General features: G+C 55.5%; 13 protein-coding genes. All 13 read left to right on the top strand.

Annotated elements, in window-relative coordinates; all coding sequences use genetic code 11:
* The first annotated feature begins 25 nt into the window (after nucleotides 1-25).
* The 13 genes from YERSI8AC_RS00360 (at nucleotide 26) to YERSI8AC_RS00420 (ending at nucleotide 15,394) form a co-directional block, all read left to right on the top strand.
* Nucleotides 26-2,173 (top strand): methyl-accepting chemotaxis protein, encoded by a 2,148-nt coding sequence (locus YERSI8AC_RS00360; protein WP_022520926.1) that lies wholly within the window; start codon nucleotides 26-28, stop codon nucleotides 2,171-2,173.
* A complete protein-coding gene (locus YERSI8AC_RS00365) occupies nucleotides 2,170-3,042 on the top strand; it encodes a CheR family methyltransferase (protein ID WP_022520925.1) in 873 nt (290 codons plus the stop codon). Before YERSI8AC_RS00360 ends, YERSI8AC_RS00365 begins: the two co-directional genes overlap by 4 nt.
* A gap of 91 nt (nucleotides 3,043-3,133) precedes the next feature.
* Entirely contained in the window at nucleotides 3,134-4,195 is a 1,062-nt protein-coding gene (locus YERSI8AC_RS00370) for a protein-glutamate methylesterase/protein-glutamine glutaminase (protein WP_009288439.1), read from the top strand.
* A gap of 59 nt (nucleotides 4,196-4,254) precedes the next feature.
* The gene (locus YERSI8AC_RS00375; RefSeq protein WP_022520924.1) at nucleotides 4,255-5,952 is read left to right on the top strand and encodes a methyl-accepting chemotaxis protein; all 1,698 of its coding nucleotides are present in this window, start codon (nucleotides 4,255-4,257) and stop codon (nucleotides 5,950-5,952) included.
* 102 nt (nucleotides 5,953-6,054) lie between these two features.
* Nucleotides 6,055-6,444 carry a chemotaxis response regulator CheY gene (cheY, locus tag YERSI8AC_RS00380; RefSeq protein ID WP_022520923.1) on the top strand — a complete coding sequence of 130 codons (390 nt, stop codon included), beginning with the start codon at nucleotides 6,055-6,057 and terminating at the stop codon, nucleotides 6,442-6,444.
* A gap of 41 nt (nucleotides 6,445-6,485) precedes the next feature.
* Nucleotides 6,486-7,181 (top strand): protein phosphatase CheZ, encoded by a 696-nt coding sequence (gene cheZ / locus YERSI8AC_RS00385; RefSeq protein ID WP_009288441.1) that lies wholly within the window; start codon nucleotides 6,486-6,488, stop codon nucleotides 7,179-7,181.
* A 104-nt stretch (nucleotides 7,182-7,285) separates the two neighbouring features.
* Nucleotides 7,286-8,452 carry a flagellar biosynthesis protein FlhB gene (gene flhB, locus YERSI8AC_RS00390; protein ID WP_022520922.1) on the top strand — a complete coding sequence of 389 codons (1,167 nt, stop codon included), beginning with the start codon at nucleotides 7,286-7,288 and terminating at the stop codon, nucleotides 8,450-8,452.
* Nucleotides 8,449-10,536, top strand: coding sequence for a flagellar biosynthesis protein FlhA (gene flhA, locus YERSI8AC_RS00395; protein ID WP_022520921.1), 2,088 nt, complete (start codon nucleotides 8,449-8,451; stop codon nucleotides 10,534-10,536). The genes flhB and flhA overlap by 4 nt, the downstream gene beginning before the upstream one ends.
* 58 nt (nucleotides 10,537-10,594) lie before the next feature.
* A complete protein-coding gene (gene flhF / locus YERSI8AC_RS00400; RefSeq protein ID WP_022520920.1) occupies nucleotides 10,595-12,778 on the top strand; it encodes a flagellar biosynthesis protein FlhF in 2,184 nt (727 codons plus the stop codon).
* Complete coding sequence (locus YERSI8AC_RS00405) at nucleotides 12,775-13,347, top strand: hypothetical protein (protein WP_022520919.1); 573 nt, start codon at nucleotides 12,775-12,777, stop codon at nucleotides 13,345-13,347. Before flhF ends, YERSI8AC_RS00405 begins: the two co-directional genes overlap by 4 nt.
* A gap of 25 nt (nucleotides 13,348-13,372) precedes the next feature.
* Nucleotides 13,373-13,804 carry a flagellar protein FlhE gene (locus tag YERSI8AC_RS00410; protein WP_022520918.1) on the top strand — a complete coding sequence of 144 codons (432 nt, stop codon included), beginning with the start codon at nucleotides 13,373-13,375 and terminating at the stop codon, nucleotides 13,802-13,804.
* Nucleotides 13,805-13,830: 26 nt separating this feature from the next.
* Entirely contained in the window at nucleotides 13,831-14,532 is a 702-nt protein-coding gene (locus YERSI8AC_RS00415) for an RNA polymerase sigma factor FliA (RefSeq protein ID WP_009288446.1), read from the top strand.
* Between the two features lie 40 nt (nucleotides 14,533-14,572).
* Nucleotides 14,573-15,394, top strand: a complete 822-nt coding sequence (locus tag YERSI8AC_RS00420) for a motility protein A (RefSeq protein ID WP_022520917.1) — start codon at nucleotides 14,573-14,575, stop codon at nucleotides 15,392-15,394.
* Nucleotides 15,395-15,397: the final 3 nt, after the last annotated feature.

Here is a 15,397-nt window from a genome sequence, read left to right on the forward strand (position 1 = left end):
ATAAAACATTAAAAAAAGGCACACCATGCGTAATAACCAACCAGTCTCTCAGCGTGAAATCGAACTAAAAGAAGACGACTTCCTAGTCTCGCGTACCGATACCAAGGGACGCATCACCTATGCCAACCCTGCGTTTATCGATATTAGCGGCTTTGAACACGCAGAGCTGATAGGTGCGCCGCATAACCTGATACGCCACCCGGATATGCCGCCGGCAGCCTTTGAAAACCTCTGGAAAACCGTCAAAACGGGGGAAACGTGGCGAGGGCTGGTCAAAAACCGCTGCAAAAATGGCGACCACTACTGGGTAAATGCCAGCGTTACGCCGATTATTGAAGATGGGCAAGTCGTGGGCTACACCTCGGTACGTGTACAGGCCAGCCGCGCAGCCATTGAGCAGGCCGAGCGGGCCTACGCTGAAATACGCGAAGGCCGCAACAAGCGGCTTTACTTAGATAAAGGCCGGTTACGCCAGAAAGGTGTGATTAAGCGTTTGGCCCGGGTACGCCTCGACACCATTCGTGCCAAATTGGTAGGCATGATTGTCGTTGCAGGGCTGTTGTTATTAATCAGCGGTGGGCTTGGTCTGTATGGTTTGAATGTCTCCGGCGAGCGCTTGGGGCAACTGAATAATGACGGTCTGCGTGATGTTATTCGCCTGCAGAAAATCGATCAAACCATTGCCCAAACCCGCCAGGCGATGATTGAGCCAGAGCGTATGGAACTGATCAATCAACGCTTCGAGATGGGTGAAAGCATTGAGGAGAGCGCCGCAGAGGTTGCTGAGGTGTGGCAGGAGTATTATTCCCGTGAGGTCAATGCGACTGAGCTTGCCACCGAGTTTGACCAGCAGCTACAGACCTTCCTGCAGAACGGCATGGGCCAGGCGGCCAGCGTGCTTCAGGCAGAAGAGACCTACCAAGCCTTTACCGGTCTCGATGCTGTGATTAGCGTCATGACCAGCGAGGGCCGCATCCTGTCAGGCATGGTTAATCAACTGATTTCCCAGAAACAGCAGGCAGCTGAGGCCATGGCCGTTGATGCTCAGCAAGGTCAAACTACGATGCTGAGCGCTCAAGCCATAGTACTTGGAATTGGTTTACTGCTACTTATTTTGATCGGCATGGTTACTCTGAGGGCGATTACCAGGCCGCTAAAAAGTGCTGCAGGTTTTACGCTGCAAATTGCTGGCGGTAATTTGGCCGCTAAAGTCCCCACCCAGAGACGCGATGAAGTGGGCCAATTGATGGACTCGCTGAATACTATGCGCAAAAGCCTCAGCAGTATCATCTCCGATGTCAAAAGCGGTATTGATGTGGTCACTCCGGCTGCCCAGGACATTGCCAGCGGCAACGAAGAGCTGTCGTCGCGTACTGAACAGCAGGCGGCCTCTTTGCAACAAACCGCCTCCAGCATGGAAGAAATGACTGCCACTGTGCGGCAAAACAGTGAGAACGCTCAAGAAGCCCGTCGTCTAGCCGATAACAATGCTATCCAGGTAACGAATACTGGCGAGTTGATGACACAGTTAGTCGACAACATGCAGCGGATTACCCAAAGCTCCCAGCAGATGGCCGATATTATCAATGTTATCGATTCGATCGCGTTTCAGACCAATATTCTGGCGCTGAATGCATCGGTAGAAGCGGCTCGGGCCGGCGAGCATGGGCGTGGTTTTGCGGTGGTGGCCGAAGAAGTGCGTAACCTGGCTGGCCGTAGCGCTGGTGCCGCCCAAGAAATTCGCGGTCTGATTGATGGCTCTAACCGTGAGGTAAGTGCGGGTGCCAGTATGGTCACCAAAGCCGAAGCTGCGATTAGCGAAGTGGCGGAAGCCGCGCGCAGTGTGACGCAGATCATGCACGAGATTTCAGCCGCCTCCGAAGAGCAGAGCCATGGTATTGCCCAGGTTAATCAAGCAGTAGCAGAGATGGATCAAGGTACCCAGCGTAATGCGGTGCGGGTACAGGAAACTGCACGCGCGGCGGTCTCGCTTGAGAAGCAGGCGGGGCTATTAGCGCTATCGGTGGAAGCGTTTCGATTAAACAGTCAGGGGGCGCTACGTCCGCCAGCAGTGACAGCGACTAAGCACACTGCTCAGTTGCCTAGCACATCGTCGCCGAATTCGCCCGTTAAACGGCAGGCAGCCTCAGCAGAGGAGTGGGAAGCGTTTTGACCGAACAACGTGAACGGGTGGTAGACGCAGGTCAGTGGACATCGAGCAGTCAGATTGAGCGCGATCTAGTACTGACGGATGCGGATTTTACACGGATTCGCGAGCTGATTTATCAGCGCGCCGGCATTGTGCTGGCTGAGCATAAACGTGAAATGGTCTATAGCCGCCTAGCAAAGCGGCTACGCCACCATGGCATGACACGCTTTACCGACTATTTGGTGCGCTTGGAGCGTCAGCCAGAAGCCAAGGAGTGGGAAGCGTTTACCAATGCACTGACCACTAACCTCACGGCCTTTTTTCGTGAGGCGCACCATTTTCCGCTGTTGGCTGAGCATATAAAGAATAAACAAGACCCGGTCACTATTTGGTGTTCGGCCGCCTCCACCGGGGAGGAGCCTTACTCGCTGGCAATGACATTGTTAGAAACGTTGGGCGCTAAAGCGTCGCAGGCCAAAGTGATCGCCACCGATATTGATACGGATGCGTTGGCCAGGGCTCGCGCTGGCGTTTATCCCCTGGAACAGGTGCGCAAGATCGATGAGGCACGGGTAAAGCGGTTTTTTCAGAAAGGAACGGGTAACCATGCGGGCTTTGCACGGATTCGCCCAGAAGTATCCGCACTGGTGGAGTTTTTGCCACTGAACCTGCTAGCGCCGCAATGGCCAATTAAAGGCCCTTTTGATGCCGTGTTCTGCCGAAACATCATGATTTATTTTGATAAAGATACTCAATCAAAAATTCTTAAGCGCTTTGCACCACTGATGAAGCCCGATGGCTTGCTGTTTGCAGGCCACTCGGAAAACTTCTCGTATATCAGCGACGCATTCAAGCTGCGTGGTCAAACCGTTTATAACCTGGCCAAAAAATGAATAACTATCGTGTCTTTATAATCGCTTTAGGCGCTGTGGCTCCGGCGGTTGCAATAACACATCAGGCGTCTACAGCAAGAGGAGGCGTGCTTTGAGCGCAGCCAAGATCAAAGTGTTGTGTGTCGATGATTCGGCGCTAATTCGCGATTTGTTAACGGAAATTATTAATTCCCAGCCCGATATGGAAGTCGTTGCGGTAGCGCCTGACCCCATTGCCGCCAGGGATTTGATCAAGCAGCACAATCCTGATGTGCTCACCCTTGATGTGGAAATGCCACGTATGGATGGCTTGGATTTTCTTGAGCGTTTGATGCGCCTGCGTCCTATGCCGGTATTGATGGTGTCGTCGCTCACCCAAAGCGGTTCGGAGATTACCCTGCGTGCGCTAGAGCTTGGCGCGCTGGATTTTGTCGCCAAGCCGAGTCTGGGCATCCGCAATGGGATGATGGAGTATGCTGACGAGATTGCCGAAAAACTGCGCGCCGCTGCGCGCTCGCGGCCCCGTCAGGCGCGGCATAAAAACACTCCGCCACCGGAAGCCCTGAAAGCCCCTTTAGTGTCGAGTGAAAAGCTGATCATTATTGGCGCGTCTACGGGGGGCACCGAAGCGATTCGTGCGGTACTTGAGCCGCTGCCCGCCAACGCCCCGGCGATTTTGATTACCCAGCATATGCCTGGCGGTTTTACCCGTTCGTTTGCGGAACGCTTAGACCGGCTGTGCCGGATTACGGTGAAAGAGGCCGCCGACGGCGAGCGGATTCTACCTGGGCACGCTTATATCGCCCCAGGGGATCAACACCTTAAGTTAGCGCGTAGCGGTGCCAACTACGTAGCGCGGTTAGATAGCGGCCCACCGGTTAATCGCCACCGCCCCTCGGTAGACGTGCTGTTCCATTCAGCGGCTCAGCATGCGGGCAAGAACTCCATCGGTGTTATTTTGACCGGCATGGGTAAGGACGGTGCGGCAGGGCTGCTAGAGATGCGCCAGGCGGGTGCGCCCACCATTGCCCAGAATGAGCAGACCTGTGTGGTCTTCGGTATGCCCCGTGAAGCTATTGCTGTCGGGGGGGCTGTGGAAGTGGTGGCGTTAGATGACATTCCCTCGCGAATGATGGCGCTGATCGCCGCCTCCGGCCGCGCCCAGCGTGTGTAGTGCAATTCATAAAAAGTTAGTAATCATAAAAACTAAATAAGCTCGCAAGGGAAATCACAATGAACCGTTTACTGCGCAACTTGAGTATTCACGCCGCCGTGGTCACATCGCTTTGCTGCTTTGTCGTGCTGATTTTAATGATTTCGGGCTTGAGTGTGGTGGCCGATCGCAATTCACAAAATAACTTAGCCACGCTAAGCGGTATCAGCGATGCGCAGTTAAATGAGGTTAACCGTGCCGATTCGTTGCTTAACCAAGCCATGTTGGCTATGGAAACTGCCTCCAACTACCTGATGGTAGGACAGACCCAGCAATCCAATGAGCAGGTTGCCGTTGCCGCTGATCGCATTGAGCGTTCTGAAAAGCGTTTCGAGCGCTTTGCGGCAAACTCATTTTCACCGCAAGGCGAGGCATTGGCGAACACCCTAATTGAAGATTTTAATACCGTAATGGGGCTAGTTAAACAACAGCACGACACCTTTGAATATATGGATTTAACCAGCTACAACAACCTGCGCGATGAGCTGGTAGAGCCGATAAATAGCTTATCTGAAAGTATGACGGCGTTTGTCGCCTACGGCTTCCAGCGGGTAGATACCATTCGCGCTGACGCGGATGCCCAAGGCAATCTGTTTGCCATGATCAATGCTGGAGCGGTGATTTTTGCCTTACTGATGACTTTGGTAATCTACCTAGGTTTACGCCGTACAGTGATTGCGCCGCTAAGAGGCGCAATCCAACGGCTGGATGCGATTGCTGAGGCGGACTTGACTAACCCGCTGCCGGAAGCAGGTAAAAATGAAATTGGCCGTTTGTTTGGTGCTATGGGCACCATGCAGCAAAACCTCACCAATATCGTTGGCCGGGTGCGTGAAGGCAGTAACGAAATTCACCACGGCACCCGTGAGATTGCCAGCGGCAACGCTGATCTCTCCTCACGTACAGAGCAGCAGGCGGCATCGATTCAACAAACCGCGGCCAGCATGGAAGAGATGACCGCGACGGTAAAACAGAACGCCGACAATGCTCGTCAAGCCAGCACCCTGGCAGCAGACGCTTCCACCACGGCTGAGCGCGGTGGACAAGTGGTGGAGCAAGTGGTGCAAACTATGCACGGTATCTCCACCAGCTCGAAAAAAGTCGCCGATATCACCAGCGTTATTGACTCAATTGCTTTTCAAACCAATATTCTGGCTCTCAACGCCTCGGTAGAGGCCGCCCGCGCCGGCGAGCAAGGTCGCGGATTTGCGGTGGTGGCGGGGGAAGTGCGTAATTTGGCCAGCCGCAGTGCGGATGCGGCCAAAGAGATTAAAACCCTGATTGATGCCTCGGTAACACAAATTCAGCAAGGCTCCACTCTGGTCGAGCAGGCCGGTACCACGATGTCGGATGTGGTTACTGCAGTACGCCGTGTTACCGACATCATGGATGAAATCTCCGCTGCCTCCCAAGAGCAGAGTGACGGTATTGAGCAAGTCAGCCAAGCCGTGGGCCAGATGGATCAAGTCACCCAACAAAATGCCGCGCTGGTACAGCAAGCCTCTGCGGCGGCGGCCTCCCTTGAGGAACAGGCCAACCGGTTGGAGCAAGCCGTAGCCGTGTTTAAGCTGTTAGGTATGCAGGGGGCGTCCCATCAGGCGCTGCCTTCCTCATCGCCAGCAACGGACGTTATGCCTGCGCCTAGGGCCGACCAGCAAGCTCGTTGCCCAGCTCCAGCCTCGCAGCGCAGCGACCACGAAGAGTGGGAGGAATTCTGAAGAACCGTTTTGAAAGAGCCGTTTCAAAGTAGCCGTTTTAAACCCCTGACTGTACTTTTCAGTCGCCCTTGTGCCATATACTGATTGATTAGAGGATGACCCATGGCAGATAAGAATATGAGTTTCCTGGTTGTAGACGACTTTCCCACCATGCGTCGGATCGTACGTAGTCTGCTTAAGGAGTTGGGCTTCACCAACGTGGATGAAGCCGAAGATGGACAAGATGCGCTCAATAAGCTGCGTGCCGGCAAGTTTGAGTTCGTCGTTTCCGATTGGAACATGCCGAACCTTGATGGCCTGGAGATGCTCAAGGAGATCCGTCAGGATGACGCCTTGAAAGACCTTCCTGTGTTGATGGTGACCGCAGAAGCGAAGAAAGAGAACATTATAGCGGCTGCTCAGGCGGGCGCTAACGGCTATGTCGTCAAGCCGTTCACTGCCGCTACCCTCGAAGAGAAGCTCAATAAGATCTTCGACAAACTGGGTATGTGAGCAACTGGGCCTATGTGCTTGGTTAACGAGGAGACAACGTTATGAGCCAGAATGAGCAGTCCGATTCTGCCCAATCGTCCGAACAAGCCGCCGAAGACTTAATTCATCGCATCGGTAAGTTGACGCGTATGCTGCGCGAAAACATGCGTGAACTGGGGCTTGATAAAGAGATTGAGAAGGCGGCCGAAGCCATCCCCGATGCACGCGACCGCTTGCACTATGTCGCCACCATGACGGAGCAGGCAGCAGATCGAGCGCTCAATGCCGTTGACCGTGCGCAGCCGCTGCAGGATCAGTTGTCAGACCGGGCGGAAGCGCTGGATAAGCGCTGGGCCGAGTGGTTTGAAGCACCGAAAGAGCTGGATGAGGCGAAAGCGCTCGTTGTCGAGACACGCACTTATCTTAGCGAAGTGCCCGATGTGGTTTCAGCGACTAACAAAGAACTGATGGAAATCATGATGGCTCAGGACTTTCAGGACCTGACCGGCCAAGTGATTAAGAAGATGATGGACGTGATCCATGAGATCGAACATCAGTTGGTGCAAGTGTTGATCGATAACGCGCCGGGCGCCCATGCACGAGAAACGCTGCAGCGCAAGGCCGAGGATCAGTGGAAAAGCGACAGTGCACGGCGTAACGAAGAGCTTTTGAATGGGCCGCAAGTGAAGGATAATGTCCCTGATACCGTCTCTGGGCAAGATCAAGTAGACGACTTATTGGACGAATTAGGCTTCTAAGATGCGTTATTAAACGCCCTCTGGGCACGCAAGTACGCCATTCAGCCGTCCCTATGGACGGCTGAATACGTGATAAGCTTTGCTTCACCTGGCCGGATACCCGTATGGCAGATAACGATAGCGACCAGGAAAAGACCGAAGAGGCCACGCCCAGGCGGAAAGAGAAAGCCCGTGAAGAGGGCCAAGTTGCCCGTTCCCGCGAGTTAAATACGTTTTTACTTTTGCTGGGTGGTGTGATTGGCCTCTATAGCATGGGCAACATGCTCTACGACCAGTTGGGTGCGGTGATGGAACAAGCTTTCTTGTTTGAGCGCCGCCAGGCAATGGAAAGTACGCCGATGCTGGTCAATGCGCTGGATCTTGGTCAGCGCACGCTATTTGCCATGATGCCGCTGTTTTTACTGTTAGCCATCATTGCGTTAGTAGCCCCTGGGCTGATGGGGGGCTGGCTGATATCGGGTAAATCGATGCAGCCCAAGTTTTCCAAGTTAGACCCTATTAAGGGCGTAAAGCGTATCTTCTCCACCCAGGCACTGATCGAATTGGCAAAAGCGATTGCCAAATCGTTTCTGGTGGGGGGCGTGGCTGCGACGTTTTTGTATTTCAACATCGGCAAATTTATGGCGCTAATGGATCAGCCTATCCAGCAAGCGCTGACCAATGCCCTAAGCATGGCGGCTCAGGCAGCTGGGCTAATGGTGTTGGTGTTGATCGTGGTCATTTTGATCGATGTCCCTTTCCAGCTCTGGGACAATGCTAAGAAGCTGCGCATGAGTCAGGAAGAGATTAAGCGTGAGCACAAAGAGTCCGAAGGCGACCCGCATGTGAAGGCGCGCATTCGCCAGCAGCAGCAGGCCATGGCGCGGGGCAGGATGATGAGCAAAGTGCCCGAGGCGGACGTCATCATTACCAACCCCACGCACTATGCGATAGCACTGACTTATCAGGAAGGCAGTATGGGCGCCCCGCGGCTGGTGGCAAAAGGCGCCGACGCAGTGGCTGCACGCATTCGCGAAATCGCTGAAGAGGCAGGCGTGCCACGCTTGCAGGCAGCACCATTGGCGCGGGCCCTGTATCATCACGTCGATCTAGATGCAGAAGTACCTGCCGAACTGTATACCGCGGTGGCGGAAGTAATGGCCTGGGCCTACCGCCTCAAGCAAGTATCACAACAAGGAGGCGAGGTGCCCCCAACCCCCGATAACCTGCCGGTTCCGCCGGAGATGGAAAGCCCCGGGCATGGCGCCGGTGGTAATGAGGCGCAACCATGAAAGGCTTGAGTCAACTAGTAGGTCGGCGCGACTGGATGGGTGATGTGCGCATGAAGCTGCTGGTCGGGCCGCTGCTCATCCTAATGATTTTGGGCATGATGATTGTGCCCTTGCCTCCCTTCGCCCTGGATTTACTCTTCACCTTCAATATCGCTCTGGCCATTATGGTGTTATTGGTCAGCATGTTTACCCAGAAGCCGCTGGACTTTGCGGCATTCCCTGCCGTGTTGCTATTTACTACGCTGCTGCGCCTGTCGCTCAATGTGGCCTCTACCCGTGTGGTGCTCATGGAGGGCCACCAAGGCGGCGCCTCTGCGGGTAAGGTCATTGAAGCGTTCGGGGCGTTCCTGGTCGGCGGCAATTTCGCTGTCGGCCTAGTGGTCTTCCTGATTCTTGTCATCATCAACTTTATGGTTATCACCAAAGGTGCTGGCCGTATTGCCGAAGTGGGTGCGCGCTTTACGTTGGATGCGATGCCGGGTAAGCAGATGGCCATCGATGCCGATCTGAATGCCGGCTTAATCGGCGAAGACGATGCCAAAAAGCGCCGCGCAGAGGTCTCACAAGAGGCTGATTTCTTTGGTTCGATGGACGGCGCGAGTAAATTTGTCCGTGGTGATGCCATTGCCGGTTTGGTGATTATGGTGGTCAATATCATCGGCGGGTTGATGATTGGTATGCTGCAGCACGATATGAGCTTTGGTGCGGCAGGCCAAACCTATATGCTGCTGGCGATTGGTGATGGCCTGGTGGCGCAAATCCCTGCTTTGGTGATCTCCACCGCCGCGGGTGTCACGGTATCCCGGGTCAGCATGGATACGAACGAAGATATTGGCCAGCAAATGCTCAGCCAACTATTCGTTAATCCCCAGGTGCTGATATTAGCCGCCATAGTGATGGGGCTACTGGGCATGGTGCCCGGCATGCCCAATGTCGTATTTCTGCTCTTTACCGCACTATTGGCGGGTTTGGCGTGGTTTATTATGCGCCAAAAAGAACAGGCGTTGGTCAAGGAGGAAATTGCGACTGCGCCTGTACCTGTACAAGAGACACCCGAAGCGAGCTGGGAAGATGTGCAACTGGTCGATACCCTCGGCCTGGAAGTGGGCCATCGCTTAATCCCGCTGGTGGACTCGCGTCAAAAAGGCGAGCTGCTTGGGCGCATTAAGAGCGTGCGTAAGAAGTTTGCCCAAGAAGTGGGTTTCCTGCCGCCAGTGGTGCATATCCGCGATAATTTGGAGCTGCCGCCGAACGCCTATGTGCTCTCCATGAAAGGCGCCGAGATTGGTCGCGCTGAGGCACAGCCGGGCAAATGGCTAGCGATTAACCCTGGGCAGGTATCGGGCGAGCTGCAGGGCACCCATACTCAGGATCCCGCCTTTGGCTTGCCCGCTGTCTGGATTGATAGCAACCAGCGTGAGCATGCCCAGGTGTATGGCTACACCGTTGTGGATGCCAGTACCGTCATAGCGACCCACTTGAACCACTTGTTGCACCGCCATTCACCCGAGATGCTGGGCCGTCAGGAAGTACAGAAGTTGCTGGATAAAATGGGCGATGATCAAAAAGCGTTGGTCGAAGAGGTGATCCCCAAAGCTATTTCCTTGACGGTACTGCAGCGTATCTTGCAAAACCTGCTCGACGAAGATGTCTCTATCCGCGACATGCGCACTATTCTCGATACCCTGGCCGAGTACGCCACACAGCAAAAAGATCCTAATGAGCTGACGGCGCTGGTGCGAGTCTCGCTGGGGCGCGCCATTGTCCAGCAGTGGTTTGCGGGGCAGGAGACACTCAATGTCATGGGGCTGGATGCTCAACTGGAACAAGTGCTGGTACAGGCCATGAATGGCAACGGCGCCATGGAGCCCGGGTTGGCAGAAACGCTGATGACCCAGGCCCAGCAGGCGCTGGAGCGTCACGAAAGTTCCGGCGAGCCGCCGGTGCTGGTCGTGCAACATTCGCTAAGGGCGGTGCTATCGCGCTTCTTACGCCGCCGGTTACGCCATATGTCGGTACTGTCCCAGGCTGAAATTCCCGACGATCGCACATTAAGAGTGACCACAGTGGTCGGCGGACGTTAAAGATGGCACGCCGTGATAGGCTAGCGTCGTCCATTTTCAGAACAGGCAAGGGTAAATCATGAGCGTTAGACGTTTCGTGGGAGCCAATAGTCGTGATGTGATGCGCCAAGTGCGTGAAACGCTCGGTGAAGACGCCTTGATTGTCGCAAATCGGCGTACCGAAGGGGGCGTTGAAATTTTAGCGATGGCGGATGAAGCCATTGACCACTTTGAACCCTCACCAGAACCTGCACCACCCGAAACGCCGACAGCACCTTCAGCGCAAGACCCCATGCAGGCGATGAGCGAGCGCTTACTGCGCGAAATGCAGGATATGCGAGCGCTGCTGGCAAACAGCCAGTCAACCCATACTGCTTCACCATCGCCAGCAGCGCCCACCGGAACGGCTGCACGGCTGCGTCAACTGCTGTGGAATGTGGGTTTTAGCAGCGAAATTGCCGATGAACTGCTGGCTGGGTTGCCTGCATCGCTAACCAGGTTAGACGGCGATAGCGAAGCCCCACTGCAGTGGCTGCGACAGCAGTTAATGGATCGCCTTTACGTACTCAACGATGAAGCAAGCTTTTTCGACCAAACCGGCATTGTTGCCCTGGTGGGGCCAACGGGGGTAGGTAAAACCACCACCACCGCCAAGCTGGCCGCTCGTTTTGTGATGCGCCACGGCACGCGCCCGGTAGCGCTGGTTACCACCGACAGCTTCCGGATCGGTGCCCATGAGCAGTTGCGCATTTATGCGCGCCTGCTGGATACCCCGATGTACGCCTTGGATGCCGAACAGCCCATCGACGATTTGCTGGGCCGCCTGCAGGGCAAGCAGTGGGTAATTATCGACACCGTAGGCATGAGTCAGCGTGACCAGCGGGTGATAGAGCAGATTGCCCACCTGCAAGGCGGACGCTCGCGGGTACGTTTGGTGCTGCTACTCAATGCTGCCAGCCAACCGGAAACCCTCGAAGAAGTGGTGCTGCGCTACCGTCAGGCCGCGCGGGCGGCGGGCGCAGAGTTAGATGACTGTATTATCACCAAACAGGATGAGGCGGGACGTCTGGCTCCAGTGTTAGATATTATTATGCGTCACGGGATGCGCGTACTGTTTGGCTCTAATGGCCAGCAGGTGCCCGAAGATATGGCCCTTGCCGCCCCCGATGCGCTAGTGGATCAAGCGCTGAGTACCGCGACACCTCAGCGTGAACGGGTGCAAAGTGCCGATGCGCCGATGGGAATGCCGCGCTGGTCGCGGGATGTCCTGGGCCAAGGGCGTCGTTTGTCGTCGCTACTGGCGAGGTTGCGCCAACGCGTCACGGGGTTTGCGGAATTAGAAGAGATCTGGAACCTAGCTTCGCTGCCTAGTCGTTTGCAGGAAACACATTTGGATGCATTACTTGCCGGTTATCCAGCGGCAAAGACCACCTTAGGGATGGCGTGGTTTCCGCGGCGCAATGAGCGCGGCTGCGACTGGGCAATGCCGGACATTGGCCTGGACACGGATGGTGCCTGGCTGGCGCTACCCTGGCTGCAGCATCGCCACGCCGCAGGGTGGCAGCCACGCTTAGCCGCTCTGTCGGCATCGAGCGGCGTTGCGGTGCACTTACTACCGCGCTTCCCTGAACCGGATGCACTAGCGTGGCTGGAAGCCGAGCACTTGACCTGGGTCAGCCAAGTGGCCCCCAGTCATCGGTTACGCTTTCACCACGAACGTCAATCTATCCGCCAGCTATTTAGTGACAGTGTGCTAACGCACCATGTGGGCGTGCGTTTTCGTGGCCAATCGGTGCAACTGTGGACTGCCTACGCCGAAGTCGAGGACGCCAGCGGCACGGCGCTACTCGCCTGGTTCGGTGAAGTTCGCGATCCGGAAAGCGCCAAAGTAGTGGCGCGCCGCTACTGGCTTACCCCCGCTCGGCTAGGAGCAGAGGTGCTCTCACTGCTGTTAACCCAGCTGCAAAGCGAAGGCTTGGCCGCCTTGACGCGTCGCGCGTGGCAGCAGTTAAAAGAGGCCGATAGCGGGGATCTAAATGCTGAAGTTCGCCTATTGATGGCCAGCGGTGTGGCATCGGTCGCCGGGCATCTCGATGTTGCTGATGATGAGGAGGCGCAGACGCTGCGTGGCGATCTGCTCAACCTATTAGGCAACAGCCGTCGCCGCCGCGATACCGGCATGCTTGATGCACTGGTCTACGCCTTTATGGCACGAGATGCGATTCGTCAAATGGGCAGTGTTAGTCGAGAGGGCGTGGCGTGAGCGAACAGGATCAAGCATCGGGTCTACGCAAGTGGGCAAACCTGCAGCGCCAACAGCAGCAAGCTGAGGGTACAGTTGATGTTGCGGCGGCAGAACACGTGCCGGAATCTGAACAGCCTAGCTCTCTGTTAAAGCCGACAGCTGCAGCGGTGGAAGAGCCAGCAACGGTGGTAGCGCACCGGCCCAAAATTCCGCTTATTGTGGTCGGACTACCGGGTAGTGGTGCAGCCCAGGTGAACAAGGTTAAAGCACGATTAGGGCAGTGGTCGACGTTAGGTCGAAGCTGGGCCGGTGATCCTGAGGATTGGGATATTCATATCGTCATGGCCGAAACGGCCGACCTAGCCCAACTTTGCGATCAATACAGCCGTTGGGCACTGTGGATCAGTAGCGATGCCGATACCTTTGCTTCCATGTTCCGTACCTTGCGTCAACTACATGAGCGTGGCGGGCCGCGCCGTTTGCTGGCGCTCCACGAGCCGCACTTGCCGCGTCAAGGGTTGCTCAATAACTTGCGTGAGGCAGCTGATTACTACTTAAATATGGAGCTGTTGGTACTTGCACGATGAGCGCACTCTGCCGAGGAGACCAAGCATGCTAAGCTGGCTATTAAGAGGGAGACTGCTACTGAGCCCAGTACTGCTGACAGGGTGTCTACTAGCAGGGGTAACGGGAAACGCCCAGGCGACACCCGGTAGCTGGAGCAGCCAGATACCAGGTCTGATGGTAGCGATGAGTGATCGGTCAAGCGCTAGCCAAAACGCTACCCCACCTGCTGCTGCTAACAATGTGGAGTCAGCACAGCTCGGGCGTATTCATTGGCAGTTTCAATATCCCCCTGGTGCGTTATTAAACGCTTGGCTGTGCCATCCTGAGCAGTGCGTTGCGTTAGCTGGCATGCGGGGGACTACCACTGCCCTGGCGGGGTTTGCCGCGGATGCGCCGTTGCATTTTCGCTTCGCTTTACGTCCGGGGCAGCGGCCTGTTCGTGTCCAGGGGCTGCAAATGATTGTGAACTATCAGTGAAGGCTGGATAGACGCGAGGCGAGAGGATGTACACAGCACAAGGCAGGATCAAACAGAGTGAGCTGTTGACGCAATACATGCCACTGGTACGACGTCAGGCCTTGACGCTTCAGGTCCGTTTGCCAGCCAGTATTGAGCTCGACGACCTTATTCAAGCCGGGATGGTAGGGCTGCTGGAAGCGCTGGGGCGCTTCGATGCCACCCAGGGGGCAACGTTCGCGACGTTTGCCAGTCAGCGTATTCGCGGTGCAATGATGGATGAATTACGTACCCGCGACTGGTTGCCCCGCAGCGTGCGCCGCTCAGCGCGAGCGGTTGACAGTGCCGTTCGTCAATTAGAGCAACAGCTCGGACGGGCACCAGAAGAGAACGAAATCGCCCAACACCTTGAAATGCCGTTGAGTGAGTATCAGCAGCTCCTCAACGACACCAACAGTGGTCAACTGTTGCCGTTTGAAGAGCTGGTGGCCGACGGTGGCGAGCCTAGCAATAATGAATTGGCTAATTCACCGTTCGAGCAGTTGCTAGACGGCCAGCAACGACAAACGTTGATTGAGGCAATTGAAGCGCTGCCAGAGCGTGAAAAGCTGCTAATGGCGCTGTACTACCAAGAAGAACTCAACCTTAAGGAAGTAGGGGCTGTGTTGGGCGTCACGGAGTCACGCGTTTCACAACTGCACAGCCAAGCCGTCAGCCGCTTACGCGCGCGTTTACACGACTCGGCATAACACCTCTTTTTACTCACTTGTGACCGGCAAGGAGCCGTGGATGAACCCTTCGACGCTGATAGGCATATTTGCCAGCATACTACTGTTGGTGAGCGTGCTGTTTTTCACCGCAGAGTCCCCTGAAAGTTTTATCAATTTGCCGGGTTTGGCCATTGTGGTGACCGGTACCCTAGCGGCAACCTTTATCAGCTATCCGCTGAAAGAGGTGCTCCGCGTCGTACGGTTGGTGGGCTTGGTATTCCGGCGCGAAAATACCTATATGCGTGACGATATCCGCGAATTGGTGGATATGTCGCGACTCTGGTTTAAGGGCGATGTACGTGCGGTCGAGCGCGAGTTGGAGCATACCCGAAACCCGTTTTTGCGTACCGGGATCCAACTGGTCATTGCCAACACCAAAGAGGATGAAATTTTTGACATGCTGCGTTGGCGCATTGCCCGTCTTAAAGCGCGTGAGCATGCCGAGGCACAAATATTCCGTACCATGGCCACCTACGCACCCGCATTTGGCATGATCGGCACCCTGGTGGGGCTGGTCAATATGCTGGAAGTCATGGACGCAGGCGACCTGCAGGTGATCGGCCCGCGCATGGCGGTGGCCCTGCTCACCACCTTCTACGGCATTTTACTCGCCAACTTGGTGTTTAAGCCGATTGCGGTGAAACTCGAGCGCCGCACCGAAGAGCGGCTGATTACCATGAACATGGTGCTGGAAGGTATTTCGCTGATTACCAAGCGCCGCCTGCCGTCGTTTATTGAAGAGACCCTCAACTCGTTTGTAGCTAACTATCACGATGAGATCCGTGATAACAGCGTCAAACCAAGGCCTGATTCGTCGGTTAGTGCGGCGGCGAAGGGGTAGGCC

This window comes from Halomonas sp. 113 (assembly GCF_904067645.1).
In the GTDB taxonomy this organism is placed as follows: Bacteria; Pseudomonadota; Gammaproteobacteria; order Pseudomonadales; family Halomonadaceae; genus Vreelandella; species Vreelandella titanicae.

Coding starts and splice junctions, on each gene's coding strand:
- YERSI8AC_RS00375 (WP_022520924.1), top strand. CDS start 4,255: ATGAACCGTTTACTGCGCAACTTGAGTATTCACGCCGCCGTGGTCACA.
- YERSI8AC_RS00360 (WP_022520926.1), top strand. CDS start 26: ATGCGTAATAACCAACCAGTCTCTCAGCGTGAAATCGAACTAAAAGAA.
- flhF (WP_022520920.1), top strand. CDS start 10,595: ATGAGCGTTAGACGTTTCGTGGGAGCCAATAGTCGTGATGTGATGCGC.
- YERSI8AC_RS00420 (WP_022520917.1), top strand. CDS start 14,573: ATGAACCCTTCGACGCTGATAGGCATATTTGCCAGCATACTACTGTTG.
- YERSI8AC_RS00410 (WP_022520918.1), top strand. CDS start 13,373: ATGCTAAGCTGGCTATTAAGAGGGAGACTGCTACTGAGCCCAGTACTG.
- flhB (WP_022520922.1), top strand. CDS start 7,286: ATGGCAGATAACGATAGCGACCAGGAAAAGACCGAAGAGGCCACGCCC.
- cheY (WP_022520923.1), top strand. CDS start 6,055: ATGGCAGATAAGAATATGAGTTTCCTGGTTGTAGACGACTTTCCCACC.
- YERSI8AC_RS00415 (WP_009288446.1), top strand. CDS start 13,831: ATGTACACAGCACAAGGCAGGATCAAACAGAGTGAGCTGTTGACGCAA.
- flhA (WP_022520921.1), top strand. CDS start 8,449: ATGAAAGGCTTGAGTCAACTAGTAGGTCGGCGCGACTGGATGGGTGAT.
- cheZ (WP_009288441.1), top strand. CDS start 6,486: ATGAGCCAGAATGAGCAGTCCGATTCTGCCCAATCGTCCGAACAAGCC.